The organism is Neobacillus vireti, from assembly GCF_036962345.1.
GTDB classification, from domain to species: Bacteria; Bacillota; Bacilli; order Bacillales; family Cytobacillaceae; genus Neobacillus; species Neobacillus vireti_A.
In genome coordinates this window covers 1-12,548 of the sequence record NZ_JBALNB010000009.1, presented here as the reverse complement: position 1 = coordinate 12,548, position 12,548 = coordinate 1, and the positions used below count along the sequence as shown (strand labels likewise).

General features: G+C 38.7%; 11 protein-coding genes. 9 read left to right on the top strand and 2 right to left on the bottom strand.

Annotation, left to right across the window (positions count from 1 at the left end; genetic code table 11):
* From V7108_RS10770 to V7108_RS10750, 5 genes are all read left to right on the top strand, one after another.
* On the top strand, positions 1-1,092 hold the full coding sequence (locus tag V7108_RS10770) for a copper resistance D family protein (protein ID WP_335568216.1): 1,092 nt from the start codon (positions 1-3) through the stop codon (positions 1,090-1,092).
* A 138-nt stretch (positions 1,093-1,230) separates the two neighbouring features.
* Complete coding sequence (locus V7108_RS10765; protein WP_335568215.1) at positions 1,231-5,532, top strand: multicopper oxidase domain-containing protein; 4,302 nt, start codon at positions 1,231-1,233, stop codon at positions 5,530-5,532.
* Positions 5,533-5,750: 218 nt separating this feature from the next.
* The gene (locus tag V7108_RS10760; RefSeq protein WP_335568214.1) at positions 5,751-7,667 is read left to right on the top strand and encodes a PKD domain-containing protein; all 1,917 of its coding nucleotides are present in this window, start codon (positions 5,751-5,753) and stop codon (positions 7,665-7,667) included.
* 150 nt (positions 7,668-7,817) lie between these two features.
* Positions 7,818-8,072, top strand: coding sequence for a hypothetical protein (locus V7108_RS10755; protein ID WP_335509043.1), 255 nt, complete (start codon positions 7,818-7,820; stop codon positions 8,070-8,072).
* A 92-nt stretch (positions 8,073-8,164) separates the two neighbouring features.
* The gene (locus V7108_RS10750) at positions 8,165-8,902 is read left to right on the top strand and encodes a protein-glutamine gamma-glutamyltransferase (protein WP_335568213.1); all 738 of its coding nucleotides are present in this window, start codon (positions 8,165-8,167) and stop codon (positions 8,900-8,902) included.
* A gap of 48 nt (positions 8,903-8,950) precedes the next feature.
* Here V7108_RS10750 and V7108_RS10745 read toward each other — a convergent pair whose 3' ends face one another.
* On the bottom strand, positions 8,951-9,259 hold the full coding sequence (locus V7108_RS10745; protein WP_335509047.1) for a hypothetical protein: 309 nt from the start codon (positions 9,257-9,259) through the stop codon (positions 8,951-8,953).
* Positions 9,260-9,397: 138 nt separating this feature from the next.
* Complete coding sequence (locus tag V7108_RS10740) at positions 9,398-9,559, bottom strand: hypothetical protein (protein ID WP_335509049.1); 162 nt, start codon at positions 9,557-9,559, stop codon at positions 9,398-9,400.
* 257 nt (positions 9,560-9,816) lie between these two features.
* On the opposite strand from V7108_RS10740, the gene V7108_RS10735 reads away from it, so the two are divergent.
* The 4 genes from V7108_RS10735 to V7108_RS10720 all read left to right on the top strand — a co-directional run bounded on the left by V7108_RS10735 (position 9,817) and on the right by V7108_RS10720 (position 12,500).
* Positions 9,817-10,479 (top strand): TetR/AcrR family transcriptional regulator, encoded by a 663-nt coding sequence (locus V7108_RS10735; protein WP_335509051.1) that lies wholly within the window; start codon positions 9,817-9,819, stop codon positions 10,477-10,479.
* 28 nt (positions 10,480-10,507) lie between these two features.
* Positions 10,508-11,242, top strand: coding sequence for a GTP pyrophosphokinase (locus V7108_RS10730; RefSeq protein WP_335568383.1), 735 nt, complete (start codon positions 10,508-10,510; stop codon positions 11,240-11,242).
* A 122-nt stretch (positions 11,243-11,364) separates the two neighbouring features.
* Positions 11,365-11,712: a metal-sensitive transcriptional regulator gene (locus V7108_RS10725; RefSeq protein ID WP_335568212.1), complete on the top strand. Its 348-nt coding sequence runs from the start codon at positions 11,365-11,367 to the stop codon at positions 11,710-11,712.
* Positions 11,713-11,831: 119 nt separating this feature from the next.
* Positions 11,832-12,500 (top strand): hypothetical protein, encoded by a 669-nt coding sequence (locus V7108_RS10720; RefSeq protein WP_335509055.1) that lies wholly within the window; start codon positions 11,832-11,834, stop codon positions 12,498-12,500.
* Positions 12,501-12,548 lie beyond the last annotated feature (48 nt).

Below are 12,548 nucleotides of genomic sequence, written 5' to 3'. Positions count from 1 at the left end.
ATGAACATCCTCGCGCCTATTGCAGATTTGGGCAATTATATATTATTTTCGCTTTTAGTTGGTCATGTTGTACTACAATTTGTTCCGGAATCGAAAAAACCTGCCATTCAACTACCAAAGTCATTATTGCTAATCTGTATTCTAGGAATCATAGTTCTTACTTTTGTGCCAGTCTTAACTGTAATTTTGTTTTTTGACCAATCAGCCGGGTTTATAACTAAAGCAGCAACAGTTTTAACCAGTTTTCAAATTGGGCAGGCTTGGTTGTTTATCACCTTATTTGGGATCTTTTTATGGTTAACGGTTTACCTTGAGCGCTCAAAATACTTACAGGCATTTTGGCTTGTCTTGATGATAATTGCCATTGGGTATGGGAGTCATGTATCTTCTAAATCGTTTGTTGTCGGTATTTTTTCTCATACTACCCATTTCCTAATGGTAACCATATGGGTTGGTGTTCTACTTCTTGTATCATTTTTCTCCAAAAATAAAGAAAATTGGTCAGATTTCTTACAATGGTTTACACCCTTGGCCGTTGTCTGTCTGGTAAATATTTTTGCAACAGGGTTTGTCATTATGTTTACGATTGATGAGCCAACAGAGTATTTAAATGGATGGGCAACACAGTACGGAAGAATGCTGCTTTTTAAACACATAAGTATTATTCCGATCATCATGTTCGCCATTATTAACGGCCTTCTATCAAAAAGGGTTTCTAAATCAACAGAATATGACCCAAGGACATGGTTAAAGGCAGAATGTGTCATTCTGTTACTCGTATTCTATTTTACAGCCATATTGGGTACGATATCACCGCCTAATGAAATGGTATACCAAGTAAAAATGGCTGATCCGCCAACATGGATGGAATGGTTGTTAGCTAAAGACATCCTGGTACCGATAGAAATTGAATTTGCACCAACATTGTTATCGGTTTTATTAATTACTTCTGCGTTACTATTTTTATTACTAATCATTATTAGTTATAAAAAAATGAGCCCTATTTTTGCTACTGTGTTTGGAGGATGTTTTATCTTTACTTTGTACTTAGGTTTGATGTTTTCTTGTGTGCTCTATCCAATCATTTATTAAGTTTTAGTGGTTTATGTAGGGTAAAAAAAGACTGAACATGAAAAAGGAATAATAAATTTGACCTAGTCATATAAAATTTTATAGCCGTAGATGAATGTCTGCCTACATATCTTTGATATTGTGAAGGGGGTACAAAGGTTGAAGCAAAAGAATTCTTTTTTCCTATTAATCTGTTTCCTTATCTTATTTTCTATTGTATCTCTCTCAGTTTTCTTCATCGTGCAATCATCGGAATTACAACATGCTTTAGCATTTAACAAAGTAAAATCACAATCGGAATTAAGAACTAACCTCCAACAATATTCAAGTAGTCAACAAATAGTAAATGATGCACAAAAAATGACGCAAACAAATAAAGCAGAAAAAATAGGTCAAGCGAATGAGGCACAAACGAACGAGGAACAAACAAATGAAACTTCTAGTGTGAACTCTCAAACGAATGAAGCAATAATTCAGACTAAAGCTGCACAACCTCAATTAGCCCCAATTTCACTTTCTAGTTTAGATATGCAAAATGAAAAATGCCTCAAAGGGGCACCAGTTCGGAGTTTTACTATTTCTGCCATACAGGTAGAAATGGTCTATAACAAATTTGGTGACCATGACCCACAGTCAAAAATATATGCCTTAGCAGAAGATGTTGAGAAGATTCGAAAGGCTATTGCTGATCATCCTGGAAAACCAGTCAAGGAGATTCAGCCTTTAGCACTACGTGCAAATAAAGGTGATTGTGTTCAGGTGACGTTTCGTAATCAATTAAGTGAGAAAGCTTCCATTCATATTGAGGGCGTTGGGTATGACGTTAGGGGTTCAGATGGGACTTCTGCTGGATATAATCCTGATTCGACGGCAGCACCAAATACAGAAATCAAATACACCTGGAATGCAACAGATGAAGGAACATTCTTCTTTTACAATGGAGCAGACTTAACGTATTTAACTGATCCAACCGGCGGCAGGGGAACAATGGGTGATGGTCTGTTTGGGGCATTAATTGTTGAACCAAAAGGTGCGACATGGACCGACCCTGTAACGGGAGAGGTGTTAAGGAGCGGATTATATGCTGATATACATTTATCTGACAAACCAGATTTCCGAGAATTCACTTTGTTTTTCCATGATGGAATCAGCGCACAATTTGGTACCCCACAGCCCCCGGGAACACCTGAGGAGGAAGAACCAGGAGAAGAACCTCATGGACCACATGTAGAGGATCCAAATGAAAAAGAACTTTATGCAGTAAACTACCGAGCCGAACCATTAGACGAAAGGATAAAGAATGCACTTGGTGAAGATGGTAAAGATCCAACTATGTTTTATTCATCCTGGGTATTTGGTGACCCGGCGACTCCCATCACAAGAGCATATGTTGGTGATCCTGTTAGATACCGAGTCATTGGGGCGAACAGTGATGAAAATCATGTTTTTCATCTACATGGTCATCGATGGAAAAGTGATACAAAGAAAACAAACACCGTTGATTCGGACACGTTGAATATCGGTGATACTCAAACGGCTGAATTAGCATTTGGTGCTGGCTATGACAAAGATAACACTGGTTCTCCAGGTGATTACCTGTGGCATTGCCATTTGTTCCCGCATTATCTTGAAGGAATGTGGGGATTGATGAGGGTTTACGATAAAGCCCAGCCTGATTTACTGCCATTAACAGATAAAGAATTGCCTGAGAGTCCTTCGGAACAAAATCCTGGCTTTCCGAACTATATACCTGGGGATATCGGAAAACGTGCTCCTAAGCCTCCCGACCCTGAATTACGTCCAGCCACCGAATCGGAAAAAGCATCCCTAGGTGCGCTCGTACCAGGTGCGCCAAATTTCGACCGCTGTCCAAAGGATGCCCTGGTTCGTAAATATGACATTGTCGGGATTGAAACAAAAATTATTTATAATAATGCAGGTGATCACGATAAAGAAGGACGAATGTATGTACTAGCAGAAGATGAACAGAAAATAGTGAACGGGGAGTTAAGACCACGACCGTTGGCGATACGGGCTAATCAGGGAGATTGTGTGGAAGTATCATTAGAAAATCACCTATTTAATGCCAAGGAACCAAATGCTCTCTCTTTACACATTCATTTCGTTGCTTTTGACCCATTAGGTTCTGACGGAACATCGGTTGGCTGGAACTATAATCAGGGGGTAGAACCTGGAGAAAAAATCCGATATCGCTGGTATGCAGATGAGGAAGGTTCCATTCTTTTTCATGATCATATGTCAGCAGGGGAAAAAGGGTTCCACGGAACATTTGGTACCTTAATTGTTGAACCAAAAGGCTCTAAATGGCTGGATCCAAAGACTGGCAAGGAACTAAAATCAGGTACAGAAGCGATGATTGTTCATCCTGAAAAAGAAGATTTCCGCGAACAAGTACTGATTTATCATGATTTTTCTAGGCTTTGGGATAAGAATGGCAACCTTTTACCTTTAGAGGGTGATCCGGCAAATTTCAAGCATGCGCATGGATATGCAGCGGTCAATTATTCGAATGAACCATTTTTCCGAAGAAATAATGCCGATCCAGCATACGTCTTTAGTTCATGGGTCCACGGAGATCCGCAGACACCGATTATTCAAAGTTACTCTGGAGATCCAATTAAAATTAGATTAATCCAAGGAGCACATGAAACCCAGCATAACTTCAATATACATGGATTAAGTTGGAAGCTTGAATCTGGTGGCGAGGATTCGGACTTAACTTCGACTCAAACCATTGGTATGTCAGAACAATTTACAATGGAACTGCAACCTAACCCTGTTGGGGTAAGTCAAAGAGATTATTTGTGGTCTTCACAACCGATTGAGGATTTGTGGAGCGGATTATGGGGTTTTGTCAGGGTTTGGGGCGAAAAAACCCCAACATTGCAAAAATTGCCCGATCGTCCTCACCTTAAATCATCTGTTGTTCCTTGGAAGGTAAGTCAAATGAAGAAAAATGGAAAACAACCACCCAAAGCACGAACACCGGGCAATCCTTGTCCTCCTGGTGCTCTTGTAAGGAAGTTTGATATTACTGCGTTTATGAAGGACATTGTCTATAACAAATACGGTGATCATGATCCTTTTGGTATGATGTTCTCACTAACAAAAGATTACTTAGATATAAAAAATGGTAAGAAAGCAGCTGAACCACTTGTCATAAGGGCGAATGAAGGTGAGTGTATCCAAGTTACGCTTTCCAATCAACTGCCACTTGATCCTCCTGAAAACCCGGCAGACCCTGCATTATTAATGTCTAACCAAGTGGCTTGGAAGAATTCAAATCGAGTTTCCTTGCATCCGCAAATGGTTCAATACGATATGCAGGGTTCTGATGGTGCTACAATTGGTTACAATTACGACCAAACCATTGGACCAGGTGAAAAGATCACCTATCAATGGTATGCAGATAAAGAATATGGAGGAACAATTCTTTATGACTATGGGGACATACGCAGCCATCGACTCCATGGTGCATATGGTTCTCTTATCATCGAACCGAAAGGCTCTAAATATCGTGACCCGAAAACTGGTGAGGAAATCATGTCTGGTACTCGAGGAGATATTATCGTTCCGGATAAACCTGATTTTAGAGAACAGGTATTAATGTTTTCTGATGGACTTTATACCATTGGGGTTGATGGAAGTCCTCCGACACCAGGAGAAGCATTTGTTGGTATGGAGGATAAAGGAGAAAAAGGCATTAACTACAGTTCTGAACCATTTAGACATCGATTTGGTGCAAATCCTGATAAATCGCTTATTTTTAGCTCAATCATCCATGGGGATCCTTCAACTCCGATACCCGAAGCCTATGTAGGTGATCCAATCCGTTTAAGGGTCATGCATACAGCAGATCGATCAAGAGGGAGTGTTTTTACGCTTCACAGTCATCGCTGGCGCTATCAATGGACAGATCCTAATTCAAAGCTTGTATCTAGTCAGGGCTCACTTACTCCAGGGGAGACTTTAGATATTATCCCCGTCCAGAATGACGGCATCGTTAATCAAGTTGGCGATTATGTTTATCGGGAAATGAAGTTAAGGAGATATTTGGAAGGCGGGTTATGGGGGATGCTGCGAATTCATAATCAACCGAAAAATCAATTGCTTACGCTGCCTGATCGACGTCCCGAAGCTCCATTTAACATAAGTTCGAAGCTTTCCTTAAACAATAGACTGTTAACCTTGGAATGGCGAACGAATGGTAATAGCGATACCGTAGGGTTTAATCTGTATAGGACAACATCGACTGCAAGAGGATACCAAAAGGTAAATGGCAGTTTAATTCGTTCATTGTCTTATAATCTGCCAATAAGTCCTACTACACTTAAATATTACTACACTGTTACTACAGTAGATAAGTTTGGAAATGAATCGTTATATGCAAAACCTTTACTAGTCGACACAACGCAAGGAAGTACTGCTTTCACACAATAAAAAAACAATATTAAATGTTTTTAGGAGGGGGAATCTTCCAATACCCCTCCATTTTTGGCTATTTTTAATAGTAAAATAACACTATAAACCGAGAGGTAAATAGGTCTATCTATTTATTATGTGGAATAAAATTGAAAAAAAGGGAGGGGAAATAGGGATGAAGACATAAAGATTACTAGGATTTTATAAGGGAAATAGGGAGAAAAGGTGGGGAGTAAATGTTGCCAAGAGGTAAGAGAAGGAAGAGAAAGAAACCGTCAACTTTAAGAAGTGTTATTCTTTTAGCCATCACAGCAGTATTAGTAATTAGCAGTGGAATTTGGGGAGATAATGGGGCAAAAGCAGAATACCTTGTGTCAATGGACAAAATTCCAAAACTCCAAAAAGCGGGGCCAATCGGGGAGTATGGTTATCCTGTTTGGTATAAAGATTCAAATGGCAAGAGGTTTGAGCTTTGTTTAGATGCTACTGATCCTCTTTGTGGTTTTGCTGCCGGAGAATTTGCAGTAGGTGAGCTTTCAGTGAAGAATGGCAATTTCCATGGAGAAGCCTTTTATCAATTAGCTGGTGCAGAATTTACCTTGCCATCAGGTGGGGATGCTGTTGCAACCTTCGCTCTTGAAGCTGCATGGGCAAATGAAATAGTACAAGATGGAGATCAAATTGTTTTCGGAAGGGTACGTTTTCGAATAGACGATTTACAAATCGGTAAAGCATATACCATCTCTCATCCTTATGGTGTCGATAAAATTATTGCTACTCCTGCGGATCCGGATGAAACTGGAGTAAATGACCCAGGTGAAATAAGATTTGTAGAAGATATTGGGATCAATGGCGGTTTTGAAGGAGCAAAGAAAAGTCGAATTGGTACTTTCCTAGAGTGGGATGTACGAGATCGTGGTCTGCCGGAAGGGTATGCAGGAGACCCGGGCATTGATCATAAGATAATAAATGGCTATTTTAACGGTACTGAGGAACAAAACTACTTTAGAATTCAAGGACCAGGAATTGGTAGTGATGGTACTTGTGGACCAGACTGTGTCCAGACAGATTTATTTAGTCTAATGGGGAAATATGCTACAACTGCTGGTGTTGATGTCATGAGAGCTACATACAGCCAGGATACTGCGGGCAGTGGTACGATTGATGTATTTGCTTCTACAGAAGAAGACGCCCAGTATTCGATTGACGTTACGGGTAACGGAATGAGCGCAACCACAATGAGAGGTAAAGATGGACAATACTTTGGACATGTGCCATTTACAGGTGCTGTGCCGGCCACAGTAACCGTAACGAATAAATCTGATAATCCGCAAAGTACTAAAGAGCTAAAACCTGTTGATCACATAACAGGGACGGCCAAGTATGATACAAATTCTGATTCTCTCATTATCACGGCCGCATCTAGTGATAAATTAAGTCAGCCAACGCTTACTGCAAAAGGTTTTGGAGATATTCCATCTTCTGGAACACTTGTACTTAATAAACCGGAAAGAATTCCGCCAACTATTACAATTACCTCTGCTAAAGGAGGAAGTGAGTCGCTGCCAGTGGATGTTACAACAGTACCTGCTTCGGCAAATGCTGGTGCAAATCAGACCGTTAAACAAGGCACTGTGGTAACACTGGATGGAAGTGCTTCAACCAGTGCAGCGACCTTTAATTGGGAGCAGGTAAGCGGTCCTGCAGTTACACTAAGCGATCCAGCTACTGCGAATCCAACGTTTACGTTCCCTGTACAGTTTATTCCAGTAAGCTTTAAATTAACTGTTACCGGCTTGAATGGTCAGTCTTCGACAAATGAATCCATTGTCAACATTACACCTGCGCCAGATGTTCTTACCGTTCAATCTGCTATTTACAGCAAAAACAATACAGAGGCTAATACTACAGATGATATCTTGACAGTTACTGGTAATAGTGATGTAGGAGGAGTAACGATTTCTGTTTATAAAGGAAATTTAACAAATCCAAAAGCTGTACTGATTGGTAAAGCGCCTGCAAGCAGTAATGGAAGTTGGACAGTTAGGAAAACTGGAAGTTCAATAGTGGTTTCTCCAGGAGAAACACTTACAATTGAATCGAGTTCAGGAGGAAAATTAAATAATGTATCGGTGGTTACGCGTTTAAGGTAACTAGGTAAACTGGAAAGAAACTCATTTGTTGTTTCTTTCCAGCTTTTTTATATTAATCTAGAAAAATGGGCTTTCTTCCCATCTCTGAAACGAAACGATAGCTCTCCTTCATGCGTCTAATGAATAAAGGTATCTGGAAGGGTTGAAGCTATGTTGTTCTTCGTATTGTTTCTTATTGGATTGGTCATCCCGTTTATATTGATAAAAATAAAACCTCACTGGATCATTTGGATTCCGTCAATGATTTTATTCTTAGCCGCCATTACGATGTATGGGAAGGCAGAATTTTTCCCTGGGCAGGGAATGGCAGACTTGGCGGAAAGGCTGTACTTCATCGTTTTTGGTATTACAGCGATTGGCTCCACTTTAAGTGGAATCATCATCCATTTTATTCGAAAAGGTTAATCTCTCCAGCCAGTTCCATTGAAAAGGGGTACTGGCTATTTTCATGCATGTAATTAGGAGCAAGGTCATATGGTGTAAGGAGGGGGTATGAAATGATTAGCTTAAATGGGATGCTTCTTAAGCCAGAGGACTTGAGTAAAGAAATCACAAATATTGAGCAAAAAGCAATCATCAAACAAATGGCGAGTTACCCTGTAATCTACTACTATGAATCATTGCAGCAACTCAAATTCGAATTATTATTTAGAGCGAATACGATAAAAGCAGCGACCGCTCTAAACGATAGCGGTGCAAAGTTTACTACTTTTGCTTATTCCTTTCCAAATAAGAAGTATTGGTATCGCTTAGCAAACGGCGGTTTTTTATTGCGGGAGGGGGTGAATCCTTCCGAAGGGATTGAAGATATACTCAAACATGGAAAATTGTATGCCTTTGAATGTGCCACGGCCATTGCCATCGTTTTATACCTTGCGACCCTCTTTACCATTGGACCAAGGGCATTTAATACCTACTTCGAACGTCTTTTTTTAATGGATTGGCAATTTGATGAGGATCTCCCTGTTTACCAAAAAGATGGGGAGGATTTCATTATTGGAGATGTATTACATTTCAATAATCCAGATTTTGACCCTAAGCAGCCATGGTGGAGGGCAGAAAATGTAATTTTCTTTGGCAATGATAAATTCTTTGGTCATGGAATGGGGATACGAGACTCACGGGCGATAATAAACTTTTTAAATGGTAAGCGAAAAGAGAATGCGGATGAATCCGCGTATCTCATGCGGATGATAACAAGACCTAATTACAAAACAATCTTTTTATTACGATAAATCAGGAGCCTCCAAAGATGGAGGCTCCTGATTTACTTTAATTAACTATCATCCATGTAATCTAGAATCTATGTCAGCTACCAGCCGTTTGCAGTTAAGATAATCCTGTTCGCGTTTCTTTTCAACTTCCATTCTAACGTTATGCTTCCGTTTGTAATCTTCATAACATACCCCGTGAGCACTAAGCATCGCTTTTTCCATTTCATTGGTGTACCTTAATTTCAAATAATGGATAATGAATCCCTCCGGTTTATCGCCTTTATTGGCTTTTTTTATTACATTATTAATGATAACACTGTAATTTTTTCCAAACAAAGTCGATATAACGCCATATAAAGCTGTGAGCTTTGCTGACACAGTCGCTCAGTAAAATAACTCTGACATTCTTAGAAAATAAGCAATATCCTCCAATTACGAGCTTGTAATCATGATAACAAAACGATAAAAAGCCCATTGTCATCAAGACAACGGGCTTTCTTTTATGGGAAAAGCATATTAACTCATAGATTTATCTAACATGAAATCAGCTTTTGGTAATGTAATAATCTTCCCGCCAATTTGTACGTGTACGGTATCGTTGAAAATGGCTTTTACAATTCCCTTTAGTGAAACGCTTGAGTTTATGGAGATATCTTTTTTATCAGATTGATTTGCCATATTAATCAACACCTTCCAAAGTTAATTATAAAATATTATATATGAAATAAAGCATGAAAAGCGAGTAAAAAGGCTCAAAAACTCAAAAAATAAATAAATAATTTGTTCATGTTATCAATCTATGCCAAGGGGTGTGAACATAGTTGGTAACATGAACTATAGTTCAAGTATTACATGGAAAAGAGTGTCTGTCAATAGAAACATGAACCAAGGTTCACTTTTTGTTTTTATGGTATACTAGTAATGAGGTGAGATAAATGTCAGACCGAGAGGACCATCTGGTTGGCGAGTTCCCCATTGTTCCGAAACAAGAACGGGCTCAACAAAAAAGAAAACTGTTACTTAAAAGTGGATATGCTTTGTTTATTATGAAGGGATATGAGCAAACAACAGCAAAAGAGATCGCCGCCAATGCAGGGGTTGCCACCGGTACCTTTTACCGGTACTTTTCGGATAAACGACAGCTGTTAATGGCCTTGTTGGAGGACCAGATTGAAATGTTAATGCCCCCTGAGCCAAAATGGGGTGTTCGAGATCCAGAAAGCACTTTAGCTGGACTTTTAGAAGCATATGATAGGAGATTGAATGAGCTGGGACTACAGCGGCTGCTCCCTGAAATACTGGCAAAGGATACAGAGTTTGCGGAAGTTTTGACTGCAGCGAAGCGGAAAATATACGATAGAATTCTTTCAGGAATAAAAAAGGCCTATGATCATGGGCTTATTTGGAAGGACATCGATTTGAATACTGTAACATGGGCAATGATGATTTTAGCGGAGAATGCACCTGAAAAAATGAAACAGTGCGGAAAACAGGCCGATTACCATGAGGTTGCAAAAGTGATTTGCCGTATGATTTTTCCTCCAGATGTGATAATGAAATTGCAACACGAAGCTAAACTAGATGAAAACATCGAGTAAAGATGTTTGGAAGGAAGTAACGCGATTTATGGACAACTTTGATTTTAAGAATCTTAAAACCATAAAAATAGAGCTAACTCGCTTTATGATGGCATACAAATTTGCATTAGATGAAATGACAACAAAGATTAACATTCTTAGAGATGAATTTAATTATATTCATGACTATAATCCAATAGAACACGTAAATTCACGGTTAAAGTCACCCGAAAGTATTTTTAAAAAAGTACAGCGGAAAGGTATTGATTTTTCCTTAGAAAGTATTAAGGAAAACATTAAAGACATTGCAGGAATGAGAATAACATGTTCGTTTATTTCTGATATTTATGAATTGAGTCGAATGATTGCGAAGCAAAAGGACATTCGAGTTGTGGAATATAAAGATTATATAAAAAATCCCAAGCCAAATGGATATCAAAGTCTACATATGATTGTAGAAATTCCGATATTCATGTCTGACCGTGAAGAATTAACATTCGTTGAGGTTCAAATTCGTACCATTGCCATGGACTTTTGGGCGAGCCTAGAACATAAAATTTATTATAAATATAATAAAGAAATCCCACAAAAAATGCTGGATGAATTAAAAGCAACTGCTGTAATGGCTGCTGGTTTGGATCGAAAAATGGAAGGTCTTCATCGAGAAATTGCGAAAATGAAACAAGCCGATGAGGCAGAGGAATTACTTTTGTCTTTTGGAAATAAAAACGGCAAGCTTAATTTACTAGAGACGTTCATAGAAGGAAGACTAGGCATTAAATAAGGCCATTTCTTTTTCCAAATGGCAGGCAACTTTTCAGACAAGTTTAACAAACACGACTACTTGGAAATCCTTCGCGTTACGATACGGGGGTATGATATAATAGTGGAAAATGAGGTGATCAAATGTCTTTTGACCATGTGAATGAAGAAGAAATGTCAGATGAATCTTGCTGCGGGACGGTGGGCAGCGATCGCAAAAGTCATCATTCTGATAAAGTGAAAAGTAATCTCGTTACAAGACTCAATCGGATTGAAGGGCAAATTCGTGGAATTAAAGGTTTGATTGAGAAGGATACGTATTGTGATGACGTTATTACACAAATATCAGCAACGCAATCCGCGCTTAATAGCGTTGCAAAAATTTTGCTGGAAGGCCATTTAAAAACATGTGTGATTGAAAGAATTCAGGAAGGTGACCATGAAGTTTTAGACGAGGTTCTGGTGACCATACACAAGTTAATGAAGAAATAAGTTTGAGCTAAAATCGTACTTTATGTGCGATTTTTTTTATGCTATTAGATGATTTTTGATGAAGGAATAAGAAAATATAGCATAGAATAATATAGTTATAATATTCTGACAACTGAGGGGTGAAGGAGATAAAGGCTACAAAAATTATCCTAATGGTATTTGCTGGACTAATTCTGTTATTTAGTTTTTATGCTTATTCCGTTTTTTATGGGACACCCTGGGAGAAACAAAAACATAAAAAACACATGCAAAACTATATCACTGAGAAATATCAGACAGATTTTGTCCTTAGGAAAATTAGCTACAATTTTTTAAGCGAAACCTACCAAGGATATGCGTATCCAAAAGAGAATTCGAACCTCTTATTTATCGTTGAACAAGACAGCAATGCTCCCCGCGGTTACTCAGATAATTATCCGAAAGTAATGTGGGATAGTGAGTTAGCCAGTAACCTTAAAATACAAATTAAGGAATTATTTCCGAATCTGGATGAGAGAATGTTTAAAGCCCAACAAATTAAGTATAAGGGAGAATTCTCTGGTCCCCAAATACCATCCTATGAGGAAATGAACATATCGATGCTCTCTACCTCTATTCCTATAGATATTAAAGCAAGCTGGACAAAAATTAATCAACAAAATGAAATGAAGAAAATAAAGAAACTACGTCAATACTTGCAAGAGGCTCGTTTTCCTGTATTTATTGAAGTAAGATATAATGAAGCCGAAATGAATGAAGAGGCCAAGGTCTTTTTTATAACAGAAGAAGGAAAGATTATTGAAAAATGAGGCTGGGACATAACTAGCTTCAAATAGCGAAAAAGGTGAAATTGAGTG

Coding starts and splice junctions, on each gene's coding strand:
- V7108_RS10770 (WP_335568216.1), top strand. CDS start 1: ATGAACATCCTCGCGCCTATTGCAGATTTGGGCAATTATATATTATTT.
- V7108_RS10760 (WP_335568214.1), top strand. CDS start 5,751: ATGTTGCCAAGAGGTAAGAGAAGGAAGAGAAAGAAACCGTCAACTTTA.
- V7108_RS10755 (WP_335509043.1), top strand. CDS start 7,818: ATGTTGTTCTTCGTATTGTTTCTTATTGGATTGGTCATCCCGTTTATA.
- V7108_RS10750 (WP_335568213.1), top strand. CDS start 8,165: ATGATTAGCTTAAATGGGATGCTTCTTAAGCCAGAGGACTTGAGTAAA.
- V7108_RS10740 (WP_335509049.1), bottom strand. CDS start 9,559: ATGGCAAATCAATCTGATAAAAAAGATATCTCCATAAACTCAAGCGTT.
- V7108_RS10735 (WP_335509051.1), top strand. CDS start 9,817: ATGTCAGACCGAGAGGACCATCTGGTTGGCGAGTTCCCCATTGTTCCG.
- V7108_RS10730 (WP_335568383.1), top strand. CDS start 10,508: ATGGACAACTTTGATTTTAAGAATCTTAAAACCATAAAAATAGAGCTA.
- V7108_RS10725 (WP_335568212.1), top strand. CDS start 11,365: ATGTCTTTTGACCATGTGAATGAAGAAGAAATGTCAGATGAATCTTGC.